Source organism: Candidatus Competibacteraceae bacterium (assembly GCA_016713505.1).
In the GTDB taxonomy this organism is placed as follows: Bacteria; Pseudomonadota; Gammaproteobacteria; order Competibacterales; family Competibacteraceae; genus Competibacter_A.
The window spans coordinates 1,668,904-1,692,182 of record JADJPA010000001.1 but is presented as its reverse complement, the minus strand read 5'-3'; the positions used below and the strand labels follow the sequence as shown (position 1 = coordinate 1,692,182).

Sequence of the window (23,279 nt, the reverse complement as noted above, 5' to 3'; positions counted from 1 at the left end):
GCTCCGGGATATGGATTTCACCGAACCACCCACTCTGCTGCCGTTGTGGTTCGGTTGTCGCTATAACATCGAGAGCCGTTACCGAGCTCGCGATTCTGATCACCGAGGAAGAGTCGCTGGCCCAGTACGGCGGCAGCGCAATATTAATTCACTCCAGCCCCAGCTTTTTCAACCGGTAGCGCAAGGCCCGGAAGCTGATCCCCAACTTTTCGGCGGCGGCGGTCTTGTTATACCGAGTTGCTTCCAGGGCGCGCAGGATCGCCGCCTTTTCCAAGCCTTCCAGATAGCCTTCCAAATTGTTGACCACCGGCAGCATCGGTTGCGTTTTCGGCTCCTCCGACCGACGCACGGACGGGCCGCCTTGCGAGATCGGATCCGGTCTTATTGAAGGGGGATTAGAGACTGCGGCCGGAGCGTTCAACGGTGCGGAAATTCCGGTGGTGGCTGGCAGCAGCAAATCTTCCGGCTGAATCACACCGCTTTCGCACAACGTAAACGCTCGCTCCAGAATGTTTTCCAGTTCGCGAATGTTGCCAGGGAACGGGTAGCGCTGGAGCGCCTGGATCGCGGAAGGCGTGACCGTCGGCCGAGGCGCTCCGGATTGGCGGCTCAGGCGGTCGAAAGTGGCGGTCACCAACTCCGTAATATCGTCGGGATGTTCGCGCAGGCTGGGCATCCGCAGCTCGATCACGTTCAAGCGATAAAACAAATCCTGACGGAACGCGCCGTTGCGCACCAGCGCCGCCAAGTTCTTATGGCTGGCGCTGAGAATTCGCACGTCGGTGGCGACCTCGGCTTGCGCGCCGACCGGCCGCACCGCCCGCTCCTGAATCGCCCGTAGCAGCTTGACCTGCATGTGCATCGGCAGTTCGGCCACTTCGTCCAGAAACAAGGTTCCACCTTGGGCCGCTTGAAAAAGGCCGCTTTTATCGTGACTCGCGCCGGTAAAACTTCCTTTCTTGTAGCCGAAGAACTCACTTTCCATCAACTGTTCGGGAATGGCTCCGCAGTTGACCGGCACAAACGGCTTGTCAGCGCGCGGGCCGGACAGATGGATCAAGCGCGCCGCCAGTTCCTTGCCGGTGCCGGATTCGCCGTTGATCAAGATCGGCGCTTGGCTGCGCGCCAGCTTGGCAATCAAGGCGCGCACGCCCTCCATCGCCGCCGAACGGCCCAACAGCACGGGCGCGCGCGGGTCGCCGCTGCGTGGCTCGCCGCTGCGGTTGAGCCGCAAGGCGGTCGCCACCATATCGCGCAATACCGAAATCTCAAACGGTTTGGAAATGAAGTCGAACGCCCCCAGCTTCAAAGCCTCGACCGCGCTTTCCACATTGCCGTGCGCGGTGATCACCGCCACCGGAAGGTTGGAATAATGCTTCTGAATGTGGGCCACCAACTCCAGGCCGTTGCCGTCGGGCAGGCGCAAATCGGTAATGCAAAAACTGAGAGGTTGGCGCTTGAGAAAAGCGCGGGCTTCGCTCAAGGTTTCCGCCGGCAGACAAGTGACGCCCAGCGGCAGCAGCGTCATTTCGATCAGTTCACGGATATCGGCTTCATCGTCCACGATCAAGGCATTGCAGTCGTCCATCGGTCCATCTCCGTAGCTAAAGCGGGAGCGAAGGTGATCCGGAAGCAGCTACCACCTTCAGGAATGGGCAAATATTGTAAATGGGCTCGATTGGCTTCGCACAGTTCCCGCGCCAAATACAGGCCCAGTCCGGTCCCCTTGGAGCGAGTGGTGAAGAACGGCTCGAACAGTTTTTCGGCATTTTCCGGGGCAACGCCGGGGCCGGCATCGCGCACCTCCAGAAACGGCCGCTCGCGAATCGGTTCGATGCCGGCGCGGAGTGCGACCACCGGTGTCTCTCCGGGTCGAGCGCCGTGTTGGCAGGCGTTCGCGCAGAGGTTCCACAGGACTTGCCGTAACTGGTGGGGGTCGAAAGTGATCTGCATATCGGTCGGATCGACGGTTTGACTCCAGGCCGGCGGCGGGTTTTCCGCACTGCGACAAAACTCCTGCGAAAAATTGTCCAACCAAGGCAACAACGCAATGAGCTCGGGTTGGACCCGATCGCGCCGGGCTAAATCCAGCACGTCATTGATAATGCGATTGGCCCGTTTGACATTATCATACACGATCTGCCCCAAGCGCCGGTCGCTGGCGCTGGCTCCGGTCGACTCTTGCATCAGTTGGGCGGCGTGGCCGATCGCGGACAACGGATTGCGGATTTCATGAGCGATACCGGCCGTCAACCGACCCAGCGCCGCCAGCTTGATCTGCTGCAAGCGCTCGGTCACTTGTTCGGAGTCCTCCAGCATGATCAACACATTGGTGGCTTGGCTGCCGCTGAGTCGGGTGAAGCGCGGAATCAGTTCCGGCCGGTGGGCAATCGGCCGAAACGCTGCAATATCCGCAACGCCGGCCCGCCAGTCGTGCAAGCGCTCTTGCAGCGGCGCGGACAGCTCCGCCAAGGGGATGGCCGGCCGCACCTTGGCGCAGCCGAGCAAATCCCTGGCGGTGTCGTTCAACAACTGAACCTGATCGGCGCGGTCCACGACGACGACGCCGTTGTGTAAGTGGCGGATGATGCCTTGATTCAGTTCGGCGATTTCCAGGAGTTCCCAGGTACGCCGGCGGGCCAGCGCCTCGCTGCGCCGCGCCCGCTCCGCCAGCGCGTAACTCAATCCCGCCGTGATGAATAACGCAGCGCCGATAACCCCCAATCGGACCCAACTGTCAGAGACATCGCGCAAAGGCTCCAGTAGATCGGACCAGTTGTCGGGCGGGCGGACACCTCTTTCCCGTGCGTCAGTCGGGTACCAATGCGCGATCAACCAAGAACTGGTCAGTAGAAAAAATCCCAAGGCGGCGGCTAACAGCGCCGAGCTTAACGGCAGCAGAATGCTACTGGCGGCGATAGCGGTGATCAGCAGGCTGATCAGGCTGCTGGTCAAGCCCCCGGACGCATGAATCATCACGGTCAAGGCCGCCAAATCCAGCAGCATTTGCCAGTGGGCCTGCACCGCCAAACTCGGTCGTCGCCAGTAACTGCCGGCGACGCCGAGCAACGCCAGCGCCATGTAGGCCAACGCCGTGCCGAGAAACAGGGCAGGGTATTGCTTGCCGAACAACCGGTTTTGTTCGTCGAGCGCGAAGGTCACCAGCAACAAAGCCGCCAGGATCAGCCGATAGAAGTTAGCCACCCGAAATGCGCGCCACAAATGGCGACGGTCGAGGAAACGGTCGGCAGGGAGTCCAGAAGGCAAATCAACAACGGTCATCATGGCGCGGACAGGGCGATTGGCTTTTTGTAACGAGGATGGCATCGATAAATTGTAACGCTGATTGTAACGCTACCGGTATTGGGACGGGTTGGTTGAAAGGCCTTCACGGCACGCGTGAAGAGTGAGACGATTCGGGGTATAATCGCAACCTCACTGAAAAAGGGGGATGTAATCCGCATGAACCTGCACGAATACCAAGCAAAAGAACTCTTACAGCAATTCGGCGTGGCGATACCCCGCGGCATCAAGGTCACCTCCCAGCAGGAAGCCGTCGAAGCGGCCAAGCAAATCGGCGGTCCGCTCTGGGTGGTCAAGGCCCAGGTTCACGCGGGCGGTCGCGGCAAGGCCGGCGGCGTCAAGCTGGCGCGCAGCCTCCAGGATGTCGAGGACATTTCCGGCAAGCTGCTGGGATCGACCCTGGTGACCAAGCAAACCGGCGCGGACGGCGTCAAGGTCCACGCCCTGCTGATTCAGGACGGCGTGGATATCACCAAGGAATACTATCTGAGCGCCTTGGTGGATCGCAGCAAGAAGCGCGTCATCCTGATCGGTTCGTCCGAGGGCGGCATGGACATCGAGGAAGTCGCCGCCAAGACGCCTGAGAAAATCCTGACCCTGACCGTCGATCCGGTCGCCGGCATCCAGCCCTATCAAGCGCGCGATCTCGGCTTCCGCATGGGCATGGGCAAGAAGGAAGTCGATCAACTGGTCAAGGTTTTGAGCGGCGTCTACAACCTGTTCGTTCAGAAAGATTGCAGCATGGTCGAGATCAACCCCTTGATCGTCACCACCGACGGCCAAGTGATGGCGCTCGACGCCAAGGTCAGCCTGGACGACAACGCCCTGTACCGGCACAAGGACACGGCCGAAATGCGCGATCCGACCCAGGAAGACGAACGCGAGCATATCGCCCACGAGATCGGCCTCAACTACGTCGCGCTGGACGGCAGCATCGGCTGCATGGTCAACGGCGCGGGCTTGGCGATGGCGACCATGGACGTCATCAAGCTGCAAGGCGGCGAACCGGCCAACTTCCTGGACGTGGGCGGCGGCGCGACCGCCGAGCGCGTGGCGCGGGCCTTCAAGCTGATTCTGTCCTCGTCCAAGGTCAAGGCGATTCTGGTCAACATTTTCGGCGGTATCGTCCGCTGCGACACCATCGCCGAGGGCATTATTTCCGCCGTTAAGGAAGTGGGTTTGACCCTGCCCGTGGTGGTGCGCTTGCAAGGCACCAACGTGGAAGCGGGCCGCGAGATGTTGGCCAAATCCGGCATGAACATCATGGCCGCCGACGATCTCACCGACGCCGCCAAGAAGGCGGTGGGCGCTGTCAAGTAAGCGGCGCATTCGGTTTCCACGATTCAGAGAGAACGAGACGACCATGAGCATTCTGATCAACAAAGACACCAAGGTCATCTGCCAGGGCTTCACCGGCTCGCAGGGTACCTTCCATTCCGAACAGTCCATCGCTTACGGCACCAATCTGGTCGGCGGCATCAGCCCCGGCAAGGGCGGCACCAAGCACCTCGACAAGCCGGTGTTCAACACCGTGCGCGAAGCAGTCGAGGCCACCGGGGCCGAGGCCAGCATGATCTATGTGCCGGCGGCGTTTGCCGGCGATGCCATCCTGGAGGCGGCCGACGCCGGCATCAAGGTCATCGCCTGCATCACCGAGGGCATTCCGGTGACGGACATGCTGAAGGTGAAGGCGGTGCTGATGAACAATTATCAGAGCACCTATCTAATCGGCCCCAACTGTCCGGGTGTCATCACTCCCGGCGGCTGCAAGATGGGCATCATGCCCGGTCATATCCACAAGCCCGGCAAAATTGGCATCGTCTCCCGCTCCGGCACGTTGACCTATGAGGCCGTCGATCAGACGACGCGCGCGGGGCTGGGGCAATCGACCTGCGTCGGCATCGGCGGCGATCCGATCCACGGCATGAGCTTTATCGACGTGATCGCGCTGTTCAAGGACGACCCGCAGACCGAAGGCATCGTGATGGTCGGCGAAATCGGCGGCAGCGCCGAGGAAGAAGCCGCCGAGTACATCAAGGCCAACGTCAAGAAGCCGGTGGTGGCGTATATCGCCGGCGTCACCGCGCCGCCCGGCAAACGCATGGGTCACGCCGGCGCGATCATCATGGGCGGCAAGGGTACGGCGGCCGATAAATTCGCCGCGCTGGAAGCGGCCGGCGCGACCATCGTCCGCTCTCCGGCCGACATCGGCGCGGCGATGAAGAAGTTCTTTCCCTAAGCATCGGACTTCGGTCTGATTGTGAAACCGAGAGGGGCGCGCGAGCGCCCCTTTCAGCATCTTCAAAAGTTATTTTTTCAGGCCGCCCGTGAGGACGCTTAAGACGCCATGACCGCTCCCGCCGCGCCATTCCGGGTCGTGATGGCCCAGATCAATTTGCTGGTCGGCGACATTGCCGGCAACGCCGATAAAATCATCGCCGCCACCAGTGAGGCGCGCGAGCGCTGGCGGGCCGATCTCATCGTTTTTCCCGAACTGACGCTGACCGGTTATCCGCCGGAAGATCTGCTGTTGCGCCCCGGTTTCATCGCCCAGATCGAACCGGCTTTGCAGCGGCTATGCAAGGCGATTCAGGGGATCGCCGCCGTGATCGGCTGCCCCCTCACCACGCCGGCAGGCTTGCGCAACGCCGCCGTGGTGGTCGGCGACGGCGCGATTCAGGCGACCTATTACAAACAACTGCTGCCGAACTACAGCGTGTTCGACGAGAAGCGCTACTTCGTCGCCGGAACGGAAGCCGGGGTGACGGTGGTTAAGGGAGTTCGGGTCGGGGTGACGATTTGCGAGGACGCCTGGCAGCCGGGTCCGATGGCGCAAGCCGCCGAGGCCGGGGCACGGTTGCTGGTCAATCTCAACGCCTCGCCCTATCACGCCGGCAAGAGCGGCCAACGGTTGCAGGTGTTGCGCCAGCGGGTCGGGGAAACCGGCATTCCCATCGTGTACGTCAATCTGCTGGGCGGGCAAGACGAATTGGTGTTCGACGGCGGATCGCTCGCGGTCGGCGTGGACGGCGCGTTGATCCAACAAGCGCCTTTTTTCATGGACGGTCTCTATCCGGTTGATTTTGAGATCGGCCAAGATCGGTTGATTCCCGTTCGAGGCCCCGTCGCCGAGGAACCGGGCTTGGAGGAGGGCATCTATCAAGCCTTGGTGCTGGGGGTGCGCGATTACGTCCAAAAAAACGGCTTTCCCGGCGTGGTCTTGGGCCTATCCGGCGGCATCGACTCGGCGCTGACGCTCGCTGTCGCGGTCGATGCCTTGGGCGCTGAGCGGGTCGAAGCGGTGCTGATGCCTTCGCGCTATACCGCCGATATGAGCAACACCGACGCTGAGCTGGAAGCCGAGGCGCTGGGCGTCAAGTATCACATCTTGCCCATCGAACCGGCCTTTCAAGCCTTTTTACAGATTTTGCAGCCCGTGTTCGCCGGGCTGCCGCCGGATATCGCCGAGGAAAACATTCAAGCCCGCTGCCGGGGGGTGCTGCTGATGGCGATTTCCAACAAAACCGGCAAGATGGTGTTGACCACCGGCAACAAGAGCGAAACGGCGGTCGGCTATTCCACCCTGTACGGCGACATGGCGGGCGGTTTCGCGCCGATCAAGGACGTGCTCAAAACCATGGTTTACCGATTGGCCGACTGGCGCAACCGCCAGTCGCCGATCATCCCGCAGCGGGTGTTCGACCGGCCGCCGTCGGCGGAACTGCGCCCCGATCAGACCGATCAAGACAGCCTGCCGCCTTATGACGTATTGGACGCCATCCTGCGCGGCTACGTGGAGGAAGATCGCTCGGTGCAAGAGTTGGTCGCGGCCGGTTTCGACCGGGCGACGGTGGAGCGGGTGGCGCGGCTGGTGATCGTCAACGAATACAAGCGCCGCCAAGCCGCGCCGGGGGTGCGGATCACCCCGCGCGCCTTCGGCCGCGACCGGCGCTATCCGATCACTTCAGGATTTCGACGCTGAGGCATTACGACGAGCGGCGAACGGGCGGCGACCCAAACAGGAAATCGAAGACCCGCTGTCCCAAATGTCCGTGCTTCATGCTGGCTTTGAACGAATGGCTGGCGTGGGGTAGCACCTCATATTGGTAAGCGGTCGTCAGTCCGTGGGCCGCCGCCGCCGCGCGCATCGCTTCGATCCAATGCCGGCCGCGTTCCAGACGGGTCAAGCCCTGCTGCGCGTCGACCTTGACTGATTGTTTCAGTTCAGGACGCTCCGAACCGCGCCGGACGTCACGCTCGCCGACGAACGCCGCCATCGGCACTTTTAAAAACGCTTCCGGTTTAAGGTGCGATTTCAGCCACTTGGAGCGCGTTTTCAGGCCGCGCGGGAAGCGGGCCGCCAGATCGGGAAAGGTATACCAGCCAGCGGCACCGACCGCCACCGCCGCCACTTGGTCGGGGTATGCCATCGCGTAGCGGTGAACGAATTGGCCGCCGCCAGAGTAACCGAACAAATAAACCCGACTGACATCGGCTCCGGTTAAATCATTCACTTCATCAAGAATGGCCCGCAGGAGCCGATCTGGTCGCCCGCCCTTGCCGGATCGCCCCAAGCGCTGATAGTCGGGAAAAGTTGCCTTGGGAAACAGCGGCGCGATCAACACGATTCCGTATTGCTTGGCCAGCCGCTTGAAACGATGGGCGTGTTCCTCGGCGTTGCGGGAAATTCCGTGCACGACCACGAGCACGCGCGCGCCCGCACCGGTGCGCGGCGGCTGGTAAAGGAAGTATTGCTGCCTTGGATCGCTTGCCAAATGGCGCAACAAGATGCCGCCGGGCGACTGGCGGGCGGCCTCTAGCGTGGGATAAACCGACGGACCCGGCGGGCGGGCGAGTCCGGAGCGGACAGGCACAGCGCTTGAAAAGGCGATGCTGGTCAACATGATGATCCTTGCCATACGGTAAAGCGTGCTATTCATTGACCGTCCAGGGTATCGCGCCAAACAGGCGGCGGGTGGGGCCATCGCTGTTGAGCAGTTTCAGCGGCGGTCCGGTCTCCACCAAGCGCCCGTCGGCCATGTGCCAAATTTCGTCAGCCTGAAACAGGCGGTCGCGATGGTGGGTGACCATCAGCACCGTACCGTCATAATGCGCCAGGATTCGGTCGATCACGCCGCTGGCTCGCAGGTCGAGATGGGCTTCGACTTCATCCAACAGCAGCAGCGCGGGCTGGCCGAGCAGCGCACGGGCGAGCGCGATCCGCTGGCGTTGTCCGGGCGACAGATTTTTGCCGTCTTCGAGCAGGCGGGTTTGCGCGCCTTCTGGCAATTCGGCCAGTAATTCGTCCACCCCGCACAAGGCGCATACTCGTGCGACTTCTTGATCTGGAGCATCCGGCCAACGGTAGCGCAGGTTTTTGGCGATGGTTCCTTTCAGCAAGGGCAGTTCGGCGCTGACCATGCCGACCGCTTGGCGCACCGAAGCGAGGCTGTGTTGGGCCAAGTCCTGGCTATCGAGCAAAACCGTACCTCGGTCGGGATCCAGCAGGCGGGCGGCCAACGCCAGCAGGGTCGACTTACCGGCTCCATTGGGGCCGACGATAGCGATTCTCCCGCCGGCCAGCGCGGTGGCGTTCAAGCCCTCGAAGACGCCGCCGACGCTGGCCTGCCGCAATTCCAGCCGGCCGCGAACCAAGGCCAAATCTGGAGCGCCGGGGTAGTCGCTGACCAGACTAGGCAACTCCAGAAAGCGTTGGAGCCGCTCCGAAGCAACCCGAAAACCGTAGGCGTATTCGTGGGTTCGCCCGAGATCGCGCAGGGCGGGCAGCAGAAGACCGACGATGGTCATGGCGCCGACGACGGTGCCAGGGGTCGTCCTGCCGCTGGCTACTTCCAGCGCGCCCAGCACCACCACGACGGCCACCGCCAGCGCGCCGGTGGCTTCGGTGATCGCGCGCAGCCAACCGCTGATACGCGCCCGCGCCACCATCGCATCGCGCAAGCGCTGGCCTTGATGGGCAACATGGCGTCGTTCCCGGCGTATTTGACCGCACAGTTGCACCACCGTCATGGCCGCGATTTTCTCATTTACATTCGCCGCCAATAAAGCTTGACGGCGGCGCGATTCCCGCACCGCCGCGCGCAGCGGCGTGGCGACGGCCAGCGCGGTCGCCACGCCGCCGGCCAAAGTCAGACTGATGGCGCCGGCCAGAGTCGGATTCAGGTAAGCCAAAGCCGCCAGGGCCACGCCAGCGGTCACTCCCGCGACGCTCAGGCGGGCCAAACCGAGGCTGACCCACTGCCGCAGGGCGCTTAGATCGCCGACGAAGCGCAGCATCAGGCTGCCGCGCCGCCGCCGTTGCAGCACGCGGGGTGCCAGCGTGCCGAGACGATCAAAAATCGCCAGTCGTACCCGATAAACGTAGTCTTGGCCCAGCAGCTCGGCGTCGGTGCGTTCCCGCATCCGCAGCCAGGCCCGCGATAAGGCAAGCGCCACCAAAGCCGCGCCGATCCACGCTAGCGCCAGCGGGAGCGCGGCGCGCGGGGCTGTCAGCCAGCGGTCGAAGACATGGCGGATCAATAAAGTCGTCGCCACCGCCGCCACGGCTTGCGCCAAACCGTTGCCGACCAAGCGCAGCCACAACCCGCGCCGGCGACCGTCGAGAATCCGGGGTAGCGCCATCAACCAAGACCCATCACAACGGCGGAAGCATCTTCCCAGAGCGTTTGCCAAGCCTGCGAGGCAGCGCCGTTGGCCGGACGGTCGGGCCGCCATTCGCCACGCGATAGCTGCTGTTGCGATAGCACCGGCAAGCCGGTGGCGGCCGCTTCCCGGCAGGCCAAAGGAGAAGCCGTCAGCAAGCCGCTGACCGCCTGCACGGGGAGGCGGTGGCGGCGCAGCCATTCCACCCCGGCCAGCGCGCCGAGCGCGTCGCCAGCGGCGAAGATGATCCCGTCCACCTGCTCGGTAAAGGTCGGGGAGGCCAGCAGGCGCGAGGTCTCTTCCTGAAACAGGCCGTCGGCGACTTCCAGCACGATGAATTCCGCGCCTGCCGCCACCAGATGGCCGCACAGCAGGGTCATGATGTTTTCGACCTGGGATGGAGATACCCGGTAGGTCGATGCATAACCGGCATCGGTGAAATCCAGCACCGGATGAGCGCCCGTGTCCACCAACGTCCAGCGGTCGCAGCCAGCCCCGGTGCCGGTGATCTTGGCCGCGCCGACCTTGGTGCCGGCCCTGATCAGACCCTTACATAAATTGGCCGCCGTAGTGGTCTTGCCGGCGTTCATCGCGGTGCCGACCACGGCGATCGTGTAGGGACGGGCGGCGGTCGGAGTGGGTTTGGGCAAACCCCAATCGGCGACGTTCACGCGATGGCCCTCAGCGTCTCCCACCAGGCCGAGCGGGGCAAGCGTGGTGGGCCTTTTCATGCTGCTGTGGCGGGACAACATTTTCGCCGCGACGCCGCCGCCGGCGACCAGATGGCATTCTTCCACGCGGTCCGGGACGACAGCTTCAAACTGATCGGGCGCATAGCGGTTGCCGTAGCAAACGATAATTTCGTCGCCCTCGTAAAGCTGCGCCCGCCGCCCATGCGGCAATTCGATGCGCTGATGCTGGCCCAGGCGGTCCACTCGCGCCAGAACCAGATCGCCGGCGCGCGGCTTGATGGGGCCGCGCAGCAGCATGTGCAGCGCTTCGCGCTCGACCCGTCGGGCGCTGTAGGCGATCCTGACGCTGGCAAGCCGCTCGGGCGTCAGCGGTTCTTTCTCGATGGGGGTCCGGTTGATCCGGTTGAGCAAGGAGATGGGTTCGGCTTTTGAGATGGGCATGGCGTCGCTCGATGGGTGGTCGATAAAGGCGTCAGTAACGATGTTAAGCGTGTTGGAGCAAAGCCGGTGCCAACTTTGATTTTTATTTTATGATATTGATTTATTTAATATTAATCTCTATTAACTAAAAAGGATTGCAGGGGCGGGCCCGTTGGGTGGGGGATTTGACCCAGGGTCTGGGTCATTCACCCCAAACTTGGGCTAAGGGAAAAAACGGCTAAGTCGGGGCGTAGAGTCGGTATTTTTCCATGCGATAGCGCAAGGTGTCGCGCGACAAACCTAACAGTTTGGCGGCGCGGCTGACGTTCCAGCCGGTATGCTGCAAGGCTTGCACGATTAACTCCTGCTCCAGCCGTTCCAGATCGATCCCTTCCTGGGGGAAGTTCTGACCGGCGGCAAGAGTGCTGGGCGCAGCGCTGGGTGGCGCGGGCGTCAAGGCCGGACAAACGGCCAGATGTTGCGGTTCGATGTGAGTGTCTTCCGCCAACAGTACGGCGTGCTCGATACCGTTGCGCAATTCCCGCACGTTACCCGGCCAGGTGTAGTGGCACAGCGCCTGTTCCGCCGCCGCCGTGAAGCGCAAAGCGGGCTTGCCGTAGCGCTTGCCGTGACTGTCGAGAAAGGCTCTGGCCAGCAGAATGATGTCTTCAGCCCGCTCGCGCAGCGACGGTAGGGCAATGTGAATGATGCGCAGTCGGAAAAACAGATCGGAGCGAAATTGCCCTTGCTGAACTCGCTCCTCCAGGGATTGGTTGGTGGCGGCGATGATGCGGAGATTGACTTTTTGATCGCGCAGGCTGCCCAGACGCCGCACGGTCTTATCTTCCAACAATTTGAGCAGCTTCGCCTGCAACGACAGTTGCATCTCGCCGATTTCATCGAGAAACAGGGTGCCGCCGTCAGCCATTTCCACCAAACCCAGCTTGCGCTCCTTAGCGTCGGTAAAAGCGCCGCGTTCGAAACCGAACAATTCGGTTTCCAGCAGTTGCGCCGGAATCGCCGCGCAATTGATCTCGACGAAAGGTTGGCGCTGGCGCGGACCCTCGAAATGAAAGGCCCGCGCCACCAGTTCCTTGCCGGTGCCGGTCTCGCCGGTGATCAGCACGGCGGGTGGTTCGCCGTCGATCAAGCGGCGTTCCGCTTCGATGAATTGGCGGATTTTGTGCTTGAGCGCCAGCATCGGCGGCGATTCGCCCAACAGCTTGTTCAAGCCGCTTTGCTCCGCTTGCCGGCCTTGATAATAGCTCAGCGCGCTTTCCAACCGGTCTTGGCCGACAGCCTTGTCCAGCAGCCGCTTGAGTTCGCCGAGCACGACCGGTTTGGTCAAATAATCGTAAGCGCCGGCTTTCATCGCTTCGACCGCCACCTCCACGCCGCCGTGGCCGGTCAACATGATGACCTTGATATGCGGGGCTTCCGCTCGAATCCGCCGCAATACGTCGAGGCCGTTCATTCCCTCCATCTGAAAATCCAGCAGGACCACATCGGGCTTGAAATGGTCGAGTTGCGCCAGACCTTCCTCGCCGCTGGCGGCTGCTTGCGCTTCATAACCGTGGCGGGCGAGGTAGGTCTTGACGTTCTTGGCGAGCGTCGCCTCATCGTCGATGATCAGAATGGCGTTGGACATGGCGGCGCTTACCGGTCGGGTGTCGAGGGGCGGATCGGAACGCGGGTAGCTTACCGGACTATCGGCAATTGCAAGGAGGCGGTGGTGCCTTTGCCCGGTTGGCTGCGCAAGTCCAATTGCCCGCCGTAACGTTGGGCGATGCGGCGCGCCAGCGCCAGACCGACCCCCAGGCCCTGCGGTTTATGGGTGATGAACGGCGTGAAGACCTCGGCCAAGCGATCGGGTGAAATACCGGCGCCGGTGTCGCTCAAATGCAAGGTAAAGCGGTCTTCCCGGCGTTCGCCGCCGATCCGCAGCCGGCCCCCGTCGGGCATCGCTTCCAGCGCGTTGGCGATCAGGCTGTTGAGCACTTGCACGAGCAACTGAGGGTCGCCCTGCACGGTCGGCAGCGGTTCGGACAGCGCCAGCTCCACTTGGATCCGCTGGCTTTGCGTGCGCCGGGCAAAACTATCGAGAGTGGTCTGTAAAACGGTGGCGACCGGCGCGGTCTTCTGCGTGTCGCCGGGTTGATAGAAATAAATGAGCAATTCGCGCGCCCATTTTTCCAGCTCATCCACTTTGATCATGATGTCGGTCAGGTATTCGTGGATCGCCGGGTTCTGTTCCTCGCGCGCCAGTTCGGCGGAGGAGCGGATCGAGGCCAGGGGGTTGCGCAAGCTGTGGGTCACCGCCGCCGCCAGTTCGCCGATGGCCGCCCATTTTCCCGCTTCCACCAAGGCTTGCTGCTGGCATTGAATGGTGAGGCTGGCGCGGCGCACGATCCAAAACAGCGCGCCGTAAATCAGCAAGCCGCCCAGCAAGGCGTTGAGCCAGACCAGACGTGTCCCCTTGGCGATGGTCTGCATCAGCACGCGCGGCAGCTTGTAGATTTCGACCACGCCGACGACCTCGCCGCCGCGCGGGTCGCGAATCGGAATGTAGTTTTCCACGAATTGATCGACGTCCGGCGCGAACAGAATGTGTTCGGATTTGGCCGGATGATCGACTTGGCCGGTTTCCAGCGCCAGTTCGCCCGCCAAGGCGCGATCCAGTTCCAAGTTATCGTCCTTGAATTGTTGGCCGATCATGTGTTCTTCGTTGGACCAAAGAACGATCCGTTGCCGCGAGTAGACGTTGGCGCGCACCACATCCGGCATGTGGGCGATGTGGTTGAAGAAATCCGTCAGCGGTCCCTTGCGCTTGGCGTAATTCTGTTCGGTGAAATAAACGCTGGTGTTTTGCGTTTGGGCGATGCCTTGCACGAATTGCATCGTAACCACGGCGTCTCGTTGTAGCAGATTGTCCCGCAGGAACCGCGCCAGCAAAGCGGCTGAGATCGCGCTGATCGCCACGATGGATAACAGGCTGAGAATGGAAAAAGAGCGCAACAGATTGTAAGGTTTGGACGTCGCTGCTTCCGTCATCAGATTTTCCATCCATTACCGGTCGCCAAGGGTTCAGGATACTTCAAGAAATAGCCTATTCACCGGGAAAACTACTCCATTAGGTAGTGAGCGCCCGGCACGGGTCCGCGCCGGGGCCGCGGCCGGCCCGCACCGAGCGCCGCGGACGCCGGCGCTGTGCCCCGTGCGGCTAACGGGCCAAGTCCGGCGTCAGATGCGGCTGCATCTCTTGAAGCAAGGCTTTGAACATTTTGGGGTTACCGGCGACGATGTTGCCAGTTTTCATGAAGTCGTTGCCGCCGCCGAAATCGCTGAGCAAACCGCCAGCCTCTTGCACCAGCAGCGCGCCGCCCGCCAGATCCCACGGTTTCAAGCCGATCTCCCAGAAGGCGTCGAGCCGGCCCGCCGCGACGTAGGCCAAATCCAACGAGGCCGCTCCGGCGCGACGGATTTCCACGCATTTGCCGAACAAATGGCCGAAGGCATTCAGATAAGCCGGTTGGTGCTGGGGATGGCGAAACGGAAAGCCGGTACCGAGCAAGGCGTTTTCCAGGGCGTTGACCCCGCTGACCCTGATGCGTCGGTCGTTCAGCTGGGCGCTGCCACCGCGCGAGGCGGTGAATAGCTCCTGGCGGATCGGGTCGTAGACCAACGCCGCTTCCAGCCGCTTCTTGTGACGGAAAGCGATGGAGATGGCGAAGTGAGGGATCCCATGCAAAAAGTTGGTGGTGCCGTCTAGCGGATCGATCACCCATTCGTACTCGTCCTGGCCGGGTTGTTCGCCGCTTTCCTCGGCCAGAATGCCGTGATTGGGATAGGTTTTGCGCAGGGTTTGAATGATCTCGCGCTCGGCCTGCACATCGGCTTCGCTGACAAAATCGTTGCGCTGTTTGGTGGTGACGTTGAGCCGTTCCAGGTGATCGAAATGGCGCAGCAGGATACGGCTGGCGCTGAGAGCGGCGCGCTGGGCGATGTGTAAAACTGGATTCATGGCGGGTCGGATCGTTCTGATAACACAGGGGCCGGGGTATCCGGCGCGAGCGCGCCATGATAGCAGACTGGAACCCGCTCGAACGTCGGGCGTTTCAGGTGGTCGGCCATTCCACCTGGTCGTAAATCGCCGCCAGCGCCAGCGTGCGGTCGCTGGATGGCCAGCGCAACACCCCGTCCAGACCGTCGCATTCCGCCAGCAACCATTCCTGGTTTGACCCGGCGTCGGTGCGCGTCGATATGGGGGCGGTTTTGCGCGGTCAGCACGTATTCGGCCAGCGATTCCAGCTTGCGGTACTGCTCGAACTTGCGACCCCGGTCGTGGGCTTGGGTGGAGTCCGACAGCACCTCGACGATGAGGGTCGGATTCAGCAAGGTGTCGAGCTGGGCGTCGTCGAACTGGGCCTTGCCGCAAACCACCACCACGTCCGGGCCGCTGCACAACCCGCTCCGATCAACCTGGACTTGCAGGTTATTGGTATAAGTTTTGCAAAGAAATTTTTTGAACTGAAAGCTCAATTCGCGTATTGCGTTAGTCACAATGAGGTTATGCGACTCATTGGCCGCCGTCGGGGCGAAGATTTCACCATCGAAAAATTCGCTCTTGAAGTCGGCGCTGCGTTCGAGGGCCAGATTATCCTCGGGGTCAGATGGGGTTTGAGAAGCAGGGATAAGAGGTGGCCTTCACAGGTGATGGCTTGCAAAGCATGGTGCCACAAACCGCACTTGCAAGGTTCTGTGACACCCGTCGTCATAAGCGTGGCTATAGGGCGGCACACCAGCCCGTTAACTGCTATTGTTTTGTGGTCAAGGGCAGGAATTAATACGGCGTTATATTTAACTGGGACAGGGGCAAACTCATGAATATCAAGGTACTGGTTCTATCGGTGGCGACTCTAATGGTCTCGGCTCCGGTGGCGGTCTCCGCCAGGGGAGCGGGAGACGATCTTCCGTTCAGGTTGATGCAGGAGGTCTTCAAGGGAACTCCGGTGGGCGATGTCATGGAGCACGTTCCGCGCGGTGACCGCGATGGAAGGGATGACCGCGAGCGTTCCGGCAGACGCAATCGTTCCGACGCTGGTAACGATGGGCAAAGCAGACAAGGCCACCGCAACAGTGGCAGCGGTGATGACTGGCAGAGCCGGACAGGTGGTCGCAAGCAAAGTGGCGGTTTTGACAGCGGTAGTTCCGGTGGCGATGGCGATGACTGGCAGAGCCGGATGGGTAATCGCGGGCGCGGCGGCGGTGAGGGCAATGACGGTCAGAGCGGCCGTCGTGATCGAGGCAATGACGATTGGGGGCGCAACCGAGGTCGGAACGATGACGCCGCCGGTGGTGGCCGCGGGCGAGGCAATGACGATTGGGGGCGCAACCGAGGTCGGAACGATGACGCCGCCGGTGGTGGCCGCGGGCGAGGCAATGACGATTGGGGGCGCAACCGAGGTCGGAACGATGACGCCGCCGGTGGTGGCCGCGGGCGCAATCGTGACAGTGACGATGCAGGTCAAGGTCGCAAGCGCAACCGTGACGATGATGCCGGAGATGGTCGCCGTCGCCGTCAACAGCAAGATTGAGCGCTATTTCAATCCGCCGTTTGGCGGATTTTTTTCGAAAATTAAATTAAACAATGTTCAAGACATATATTCCTGATTATACTCACGCTATTATTCTCATAAACTGTCACTCTTTGGAGGCTAATATGGCTAATCTGTTCAAGCGCATCAGCGATGTAATCAGTGCCAACCTGAACGATCTAGTGGATCGGGTCGAAGATCCGGAGCGGATGATCAAGCAACTCATCCGTGAGATGGAGGAGAATATCAACAGCGCCCGTGAAGGGGTGATCGACGCCGTGGCCAGCGAAAAGCAGTTGGCCAAGGAGTTGGAAAATCAACGCCGTCAGGCCGAGGAATGGCACGGTCGAGCGCGCCGGGCGCTGGAATCCGGCAACGAGGCGCTGGCGCGGGAAGCGTTGCTGCGCAAGAAAGAGCACGATGCAGTGGTCGCCAACCTGGAAACCTCCTGGGAGTCGGCCAAACGCACCAGCGAACGGCTCAAGACCCAATTGCGCGCGCTGGAAATGAAACTGGAGGAGGCGCGGCTGAAGAAAGGCAGTCTGGTGGCGCGGCAGCGCGCGGCGCAAGCGCGGGGGCAAATGGATCAGGTCTACGACCGCTTCCAGACCGGCCTCGATCTCAATAACTCGCTCGGCCGGATGGCGGGCAAGGTAGATGAGATGGAAGCGCGGATGGAGGCGCGCGAGGAGCTGTACGGGCAGTACAGTCAGATCGAACGGGAATTTCTGAAGATGGAAGTCAACAGCGAAGTCGAGGCGGAGCTGGCGGCGCTCAAGCAGGAAGCGTTATTGGGTAAGCATTGAACTTAAGACGTGGAGCGACGGTTAAAAGGCGGTTTTCCCTATGGATTGGACGTTCTTGTTGCTGCTGGCGGGGTTGTGGCTGCTGTCGCCGATCATTCTTCTGATTGCGCTTATCGTCGCCCGGCATCAGGTGCGGATGTTGCGGGGCCGCTTGGCCGTCACCCAAGGCGCCAGCGCGTCGGTGCTGGCGCCATCCGAGCCAGCGCCGCCGATTGTGGCGATGGCCGGTGACCAGTCGCGCTACGCATCGATCGACCTAGAAAATCTAACGTTGTTGCGCTTGGAGTTGCAGCGGCTGCTGGATTCTGGCGAACTGAGTGAAGGCCGCCATCGGCAACTGGCGGATGAGCTAGATCGATTGTGGGAGAACCATCTCGGCGCGGGCGGCGCGCAGCCGGGTAATGAGCTTTGGCAGCGCCGTCGCGCGCTGGGATGGCTGCTGTTAGCGCAAGCGGCGGCTGACCCGCCGGGGCCGCCGCCGTGGTCGACAGCCGCTCCAGCGCCGCCCGCTCCGCGGGTTGCTGGAGCGCCGCCGCCCGCGGCCGTCTCCGAGAAGACGCCGCCGGTGATGCCGTCGCCGGCTCCGGCGGCGTGGACGGTCGCTCCGCTGGAGCCGCTAGCACCATCGTCCCTTGCCGCATCTCGCGCTCTAAGCCCGGCCGAGCCGCTCATCAGGCAACCACTCCCACAACCGACCGCGCCGCTGGCGCCACCAGCGCCACGGTCGATCCCAGAACTTGAAGTGACCGAGGCTGACGACTGGCGTCCGAGGCCGCCCGGTCCACTGGAAAAGGCGCTGCAAACGATATCCGGCTGGCCGAAGTTGATCGCGCCGTTTCTGGCGCAGAACGTCGGCTGGTTCGTCGGCGGCTTCTGTTTTATCGCCGGCGCATTGTTCCTGATCGCCACTACTTCCGGTTTCATCAACGCCCTGGTGGTCTTCGCCAGCTTGTTCGGCGCGAGCGCCTTCCTGATCTGGGCCGGTTACCAGTTCCGCCGCAAGCGCCCGGAACTGTCCGTCGCCAGCAGCATGTTGTTGACATTCGGGATGTTGTTGGCCCCGCTGGTGCTGGCGGTCGCCGTGCGTCTGGCGGTCGCCAGCCGTGGCGATCCGCTGTTGGCGGTCATTGGCCTTGGAGTGACGGCGGCTACCTTGGCCGCTTTCGCCTGGGCGGCCAATCTGAGCAGCGCGCTGATGGATCGGGTATTGCTGGGCCGCTACGCCTGGCTGTTGACGGGGTTGGGCGCGCTGCAACTGGCCGCGCCGCTGGCCGGATTCGCGCCGGACTGGCGGGTGTTGATGCTGTTGCACGCGCTGTTGCTGGGGCTGCTGGGCTACGGGTTGTGGGCTTTTTCGAACGAGTGGCTGCGGCGGTTGTTCGTGGATCGACGGCTGACCACCTACTACGCCGCCGGGATGTTGGTCTATACCGCGACGGTGTCGTTCGTTCATCTGACTTGGCTGTGGCCGGAGCCTTTGCCGGGCGGCTATGCGGGACCGTTCTTGATGGCGTTGTGCGCTCTGCTGGTGCCGGTGGATGCCGCTTTCAAGGAATGGGTCAACAAATACACTTTCCTGTCCCGCTTCACTTTCGTGCTCTACGGCTTGTCGGTGGTGGCGGTGGCGGTGGCGTTTCAATCCATGGCGCCATTGTTGCTGACGCTGTTCTTGGGTGCGCTGCTGTACGGCTGGATGACGTGGCGCTATCGGACCTTGCCGCCGCTGTATCTACTGTTTGGCTGCGTCGCCGGCTTGTATGGATTCAGTCTGCTGCACGGGTTGCCGCCGGCTTGGCACGGGCTGGCCAGCCAGCCGGGTCTGCTGGGGTTGGTGGCGTTGGGTCGTTGGGCGGGCTCGCGCTGGCGGGCCATCGCCTTGCCATGTTTCGCGGTTTTCGCCCTGCTGCTGGTTGGAGTCGCCGCTTGGAGCGCGTGGTGGAGCGAGTCCGGTTGGTTGGGCTTCGCGACCTTTTTAGCGGCGGCTGGACTGGCTTATTTCGCCTTGCGCTGGATGCTGGAACTCCCGGACGCCGAACCGCGCTGGAGCTACGCCGGTTATGGCGTGGTGGTGCTGGCGTCCGTGGCGATGGCTTATCTGCCGGGCGGTTTCAGACTGGATTGGGCGATGCGGACGGCTTACGGCTGGCTGGCGCTGGCGGCGTTATGGACGGTGCTGGGCTTGCACGATTCCCGGCAATCGGCCAGCAGTCGCCGGGTGTGGGTGACGAGCGCGCTGGCGAATGTCCTGCTCGCGCTCGCGCTGGCCGGTTTGATGCGGTGGCCGACGCTGCTTGGCCGGCTGGAGCCGATCCTGTTGCTGGTGCAGGCGGGCGCGCTGCTGTCGTGGCTGAGTTTGGGCTTACGCTGGCAGGCGTTGTTCTACGGGGTGCTGGCTTGCGCCAGCGGGGCTGGAATATTGGTCAAGCACGGTTATTTCCCAGCGCCGGGAACCGGTTTGGTCGAGTTTGTTTTGGCGGCGGCGCTATGGGTGTTGCTGTGGCGTCTGGATTGGCGGTTGCGAGCGCGTCGCGCGTTATTGGCTGATGGGACCGACAGTGCGCTGTCCGCTGCGGTGGCTGAGCCTGCTTCACTCGCTCTGGCCGATCTGGTCCGACAGCCGCTGGAACAGGCCATGGCCTTGCTGTGGGCGGTCGGGCTGGTGCAACTCAGCCTGCGCTTCCTGGCCGGCGGCCTCTCGGCAACATGGCCGGTGACGGCGGGGCTGGGTGTGGTGACCGGCTGGTTGCTGGTCGGCTATTTCCATCTGTTCCGCTGGATGGCATTGCCGTTTGCGCTGGGATTGGCGGGATTGTTGGTTGGATTGGAGCGGATTGGATTTACGCTGCCGTGGCTGGGCGCGGCGGCGGTACTTTACGCCCTGCTGGTCTGGCGCGTGGCTGTTGCCCTGTTGGCTCAGCCCACGACGCAACGATTGGCGCAGGTCTTGGGTTTCACCGTTCCCGGCGGCGCTGGCGGCAGCCGGCTGGTCGAGGAAAGCCTGCACGGTTGCGCCTTTTTGGTCGCGGCGCTGCCGGTGGCGGCCGGTCCGTCATTGGCGTTATTGGGATCGCCGGTACTGGAGCTGCTGCCGGCGCTGGCGCTCGGTCTGCTGCTGTTCCTGTTGGCGGGCTGGCATTACCGTTCGGAGCGACACGCCTACGCGGCCTTGGTCACGCTGACGGTGACCGCTTGGTTGCTGGAGGGCGGCTGGGTTTCATCCGGTTGGTTGGGCCTCGGACAGCCGCTGCTGAATGGGCTGTTGAGCGCGGGCATGGCGCTGGCCCGGCTGGGTCTGGAGTCGGAGAAAGCCGCGCCGCTGGGGTATTGGCGCAGCCCGTTGCAATGGTCGAGTACTCTGTTGTATCTGCTGGCGTTGGCCGGCGCCTTGCTGGGGGGGCTGGCGGGCGATGTGCGGCTACCGGTATTGCTGGCGCTGCTGTGCCTGGCGCTGTTTCCGGTGGCGCGGCCGTGGCCGAACGCACCGGCGTGGCGCGGCCTTGGGTTGGCGCTGCTGTCGAGTGCGTTGGCTTGGAGTTTGGCGGGCTGGGCGGATTTCGCGTGGTCGACTGAAATCTGGATGGCGGTTGGCTGGGGTTATGCACTGTGGTTCGACGGCAACCTGTTGTTGCCACGCTGGAATGCCCGTCAGCCGGGTTGGGCGGTCGCGCCGGAGTTCTGGCCGTTGCTGGGGTTGGCCTGTGTCCTGCTCGGTTCGGTACTCGGCTTTACGACGGGTGTTTTGTCGCTCGCCGCCGCCTTGGCGGCCCTGACGCCCTACTTGTTCCTGCTGTTGCGGAATACGGCCTGGCCGGGCATGGCTTGGTTGGCGGTCGCGACGCTGACCGTCAGCGGGTTGTTGGCCGGCAATGGTGCAACGGGGTGGAATCCCCTGGTAAACGGTTATGGAGTGGTCGCGAGCGGCTGCGTCGGCGCGCTGCTCTGGATCAATGCTTTGTTCTTGCTGGCCCCGCTCTGGCAGCGGCAGGGTCAGGCGCTGGCGCGCTGGCTGGGCTGGCGGCAAAACGGTTTGGCGGAACCGTTGTTCTGGTTGCCTTTCGCGGCGCTGCTGGTGGTTTTGGGATGCTTAGGGTGGCTGGAGTTGGGGCTGTTTTGGAGTCCCTCCCGCTCCGAACCGCTGCCTTGGGAGTTGGTCGCGGTCACGTTCTTGCTGGCGGCGACCGCCGGTCATGCGTTCTGGCTGCGCCGGCGCTGGCCGCAAGCTCATGGACTGTTGCTGGCCTCGTTCGTGTTGGCGGGCGCGGTGTTCCTGATGCTGAGGCTGGCGCCGGTCTGGCTGCCGCTTGCAGTCGCGCTGTGGGATGGCGCGCTGTTGTTGGTTTGGCGCTATGGGTCGTGTCGGTTGGCGATTTGGCGGGAGGCGCTGGCGCAGTGGTTGACCGCGTTGCCTGTCGCCATCCTTGCGCTGCTGTTCGTGATGACCGCTTTCGAGTGGGCCGCCATCACCGCGACTCTGTTGGTGTTGGCGCTGGTCCTGCTGGCGCAGGGCTGGTGGCAAAGCGAAGCGATCCGCTTGAAACTGGGGCTGCTGCTGGCGTTGATCGCCAGCTATACCGTGTGGCTGGCTGGAGCGACCGGCTTGGCAAGCGTTTCGCTGGTTGGGCTGGCTCCTTGGTACGCTTTGCAGACGGTAGTCCTATTGCTGGCGCTCATGGCGGTGCGGCCACGGTTGGAAGCGTGGCTGAACGGTGTGGCGACTGAAGTTGAGGAAGGGCGAGCTAGCCGGATTTATGAGGTCGAGCGGACGCTTGCAGCAGCGTTACCTCGGTTGTTGTCGCTGGGCCTGCTGTGGCTGGGATTACATGGCTACGTCGTGCTGGCGTATCAGGGCGGCTGGGGTTCGACGCCTTGGCGTTTCGGCGCGACCATCGATCCCTTGGCGGCGGGCGCGGCGCTCCTGCTGTTAGCGGGACTGGCTGGAGTGCGGGGGTGGCGACGGCCGCAAGAGCCGAACTGGGTTTACGCGACCGCCTTGTTGATGGGGTTGTTGGCGGCTTACGGTCGCTTGGTGCTACTGGGTTTGACGCCGTTCACGGTCGCCGACACCACCGCGCTGATGGTCGCCGCTTATGCCGCGTTTTTGCTCCAGCGATTTACCGCATCCCGGCCGCTGTACCATTTCGCCTTGGTGTTGCCGTTGCTGGCGCTGGCGACGGCCCCTTGGCAGCTGGCTTCATCCTGGACCGGAGGAGCCTTCCTGGCTGCCGCCGTGCTGTATCTGTCACTGGCCGGAACGCTGCGCAATCCGCTGCCGCTGTACCTGGGCGTATTGGCGTTGAATGGCGCGATCTATCTATGGGCGCCACTGTGGGCGGCTCGTTATGGCTTGTGGCAGTTTTACATCATCCCGGCGGCGGTGTCGGTGCTGGCGTTGGTGCATCTGCACCGGCGAGAATTACGGCCGGGCGTGTTGAACGCCACGCGCTTGGCGGCCTTGAGCGCGCTGTACGCCGGGGTGGGGCTGGATGTATTTCTGCGACCGGAATTGTGGGTGTTCGTGCTGGCGCTAGGGTTGGCGCTGGCTGGGGTCATACTGGGCATCGCCTTGCGGGTGCGTGCCTTCCTCTATGCTGGCGTGGCGTTTCTGGTGCTGAACGTGGCCGGGCAGTTGATCCGCTTTTACCCCGAGCAGAATTTGAGCCGAGCGCTGATTCTGATTGGATTGGGCGCGCTGATCACCGTCGGCATGGTGCTGTTCAATCTCAAGCGAGAGGAGATCATGCAGCGGATTCGGATCATGTACGCCGATTTGGCGGCGTGGGAATGAACTTGTCCGTAACGCG

The 23,279-nt window shown here is 62.6% G+C and carries 15 protein-coding genes; 6 read left to right on the top strand and 9 right to left on the bottom strand.

Translation table 11 applies throughout. From position 1 onward, the window contains the following. Nucleotides 1-148: 148 nt before the first annotated feature. Together IPK09_07655 and IPK09_07650 are read right to left on the bottom strand one after the other, a co-directional pair. Nucleotides 149-1,588: a sigma-54-dependent Fis family transcriptional regulator gene (locus tag IPK09_07655; protein ID MBK7983491.1), complete on the bottom strand. Its 1,440-nt coding sequence runs from the start codon at nt 1,586-1,588 to the stop codon at nt 149-151. Beyond that, nucleotides 1,567-3,204: a hypothetical protein gene (locus tag IPK09_07650; GenBank protein MBK7983490.1), complete on the bottom strand. Its 1,638-nt coding sequence runs from the start codon at nt 3,202-3,204 to the stop codon at nt 1,567-1,569. Before IPK09_07650 ends, IPK09_07655 begins: the two co-directional genes overlap by 22 nt. A 258-nt stretch (nt 3,205-3,462) precedes the next feature. Here IPK09_07650 and sucC point away from each other — a divergent pair, with 258 nt between their 5' ends. The 3 genes from sucC (at nt 3,463) to IPK09_07635 (ending at nt 7,285) form a co-directional block, all read left to right on the top strand. Next, nucleotides 3,463-4,623 carry an ADP-forming succinate--CoA ligase subunit beta gene (sucC, locus tag IPK09_07645; GenBank protein MBK7983489.1) on the top strand — a complete coding sequence of 387 codons (1,161 nt, stop codon included), beginning with the start codon at nt 3,463-3,465 and terminating at the stop codon, nt 4,621-4,623. Between the two features lie 43 nt (nt 4,624-4,666). Continuing rightward, nucleotides 4,667-5,542, top strand: a complete 876-nt coding sequence (sucD, locus tag IPK09_07640) for a succinate--CoA ligase subunit alpha (GenBank protein MBK7983488.1) — start codon at nt 4,667-4,669, stop codon at nt 5,540-5,542. A 108-nt stretch (nt 5,543-5,650) separates the two neighbouring features. Beyond that, the gene (locus IPK09_07635) at nt 5,651-7,285 is read left to right on the top strand and encodes an NAD+ synthase (protein ID MBK7983487.1); all 1,635 of its coding nucleotides are present in this window, start codon (nt 5,651-5,653) and stop codon (nt 7,283-7,285) included. Between the two features lie 4 nt (nt 7,286-7,289). Here the strand turns inward: IPK09_07635 and IPK09_07630 are convergent, their stop codons facing one another. From IPK09_07630 to IPK09_07600, 7 genes are all read right to left on the bottom strand, one after another. Beyond that, complete coding sequence (locus IPK09_07630) at nt 7,290-8,207, bottom strand: hypothetical protein (protein ID MBK7983486.1); 918 nt, start codon at nt 8,205-8,207, stop codon at nt 7,290-7,292. Between the two features lie 28 nt (nt 8,208-8,235). Continuing rightward, nucleotides 8,236-9,948 (bottom strand): ABC transporter ATP-binding protein, encoded by a 1,713-nt coding sequence (locus IPK09_07625; protein MBK7983485.1) that lies wholly within the window; start codon nt 9,946-9,948, stop codon nt 8,236-8,238. Then, complete coding sequence (locus tag IPK09_07620) at nt 9,945-11,099, bottom strand: DUF1611 domain-containing protein (protein MBK7983484.1); 1,155 nt, start codon at nt 11,097-11,099, stop codon at nt 9,945-9,947. Before IPK09_07620 ends, IPK09_07625 begins: the two co-directional genes overlap by 4 nt. Nucleotides 11,100-11,316: 217 nt before the next feature. Continuing rightward, on the bottom strand, nt 11,317-12,726 hold the full coding sequence (locus tag IPK09_07615) for a sigma-54-dependent Fis family transcriptional regulator (protein MBK7983483.1): 1,410 nt from the start codon (nt 12,724-12,726) through the stop codon (nt 11,317-11,319). A gap of 50 nt (nt 12,727-12,776) precedes the next feature. Continuing rightward, complete coding sequence (locus IPK09_07610) at nt 12,777-14,129, bottom strand: two-component sensor histidine kinase (protein ID MBK7983482.1); 1,353 nt, start codon at nt 14,127-14,129, stop codon at nt 12,777-12,779. Between the two features lie 169 nt (nt 14,130-14,298). After that, a complete protein-coding gene (suhB, locus tag IPK09_07605; GenBank protein ID MBK7983481.1) occupies nt 14,299-15,099 on the bottom strand; it encodes an inositol-1-monophosphatase in 801 nt (266 codons plus the stop codon). Beyond that, a complete protein-coding gene (locus tag IPK09_07600) occupies nt 15,096-15,770 on the bottom strand; it encodes a Uma2 family endonuclease (protein ID MBK7983480.1) in 675 nt (224 codons plus the stop codon). Before IPK09_07600 ends, suhB begins: the two co-directional genes overlap by 4 nt. Before the next feature lie 324 nt (nt 15,771-16,094). Between IPK09_07600 and IPK09_07595 the strand changes: the two genes are divergently transcribed. The 3 genes from IPK09_07595 to IPK09_07585 are packed head-to-tail and all read left to right on the top strand — an operon-like array spanning nt 16,095 to nt 23,263. Further along, nucleotides 16,095-16,748, top strand: a complete 654-nt coding sequence (locus IPK09_07595; protein ID MBK7983479.1) for a hypothetical protein — start codon at nt 16,095-16,097, stop codon at nt 16,746-16,748. 49 nt (nt 16,749-16,797) lie between these two features. Continuing rightward, nucleotides 16,798-17,478 carry a PspA/IM30 family protein gene (locus tag IPK09_07590; protein ID MBK7983478.1) on the top strand — a complete coding sequence of 227 codons (681 nt, stop codon included), beginning with the start codon at nt 16,798-16,800 and terminating at the stop codon, nt 17,476-17,478. 40 nt (nt 17,479-17,518) lie between these two features. Continuing rightward, nucleotides 17,519-23,263 (top strand): hypothetical protein, encoded by a 5,745-nt coding sequence (locus tag IPK09_07585; GenBank protein MBK7983477.1) that lies wholly within the window; start codon nt 17,519-17,521, stop codon nt 23,261-23,263. Nucleotides 23,264-23,279 lie beyond the last annotated feature (16 nt).

Excerpts from the sequence above, each read along its gene's own strand:
- sucC (MBK7983489.1), top strand. The coding sequence starts at position 3,463 with ATGAACCTGCACGAATACCAAGCAAAAGAACTCTTACAGCAATTCGGC.
- IPK09_07585 (MBK7983477.1), top strand. The coding sequence starts at position 17,519 with ATGGATTGGACGTTCTTGTTGCTGCTGGCGGGGTTGTGGCTGCTGTCG.
- sucD (MBK7983488.1), top strand. The coding sequence starts at position 4,667 with ATGAGCATTCTGATCAACAAAGACACCAAGGTCATCTGCCAGGGCTTC.
- IPK09_07635 (MBK7983487.1), top strand. The coding sequence starts at position 5,651 with ATGACCGCTCCCGCCGCGCCATTCCGGGTCGTGATGGCCCAGATCAAT.
- IPK09_07590 (MBK7983478.1), top strand. The coding sequence starts at position 16,798 with ATGGCTAATCTGTTCAAGCGCATCAGCGATGTAATCAGTGCCAACCTG.
- IPK09_07620 (MBK7983484.1), bottom strand. The coding sequence starts at position 11,099 with ATGCCCATCTCAAAAGCCGAACCCATCTCCTTGCTCAACCGGATCAAC.
- suhB (MBK7983481.1), bottom strand. The coding sequence starts at position 15,099 with ATGAATCCAGTTTTACACATCGCCCAGCGCGCCGCTCTCAGCGCCAGC.
- IPK09_07610 (MBK7983482.1), bottom strand. The coding sequence starts at position 14,129 with ATGACGGAAGCAGCGACGTCCAAACCTTACAATCTGTTGCGCTCTTTT.
- IPK09_07595 (MBK7983479.1), top strand. The coding sequence starts at position 16,095 with ATGTCATGGAGCACGTTCCGCGCGGTGACCGCGATGGAAGGGATGACC.
- IPK09_07615 (MBK7983483.1), bottom strand. The coding sequence starts at position 12,726 with ATGTCCAACGCCATTCTGATCATCGACGATGAGGCGACGCTCGCCAAG.
- IPK09_07655 (MBK7983491.1), bottom strand. The coding sequence starts at position 1,588 with ATGGACGACTGCAATGCCTTGATCGTGGACGATGAAGCCGATATCCGT.
- IPK09_07630 (MBK7983486.1), bottom strand. The coding sequence starts at position 8,207 with ATGTTGACCAGCATCGCCTTTTCAAGCGCTGTGCCTGTCCGCTCCGGA.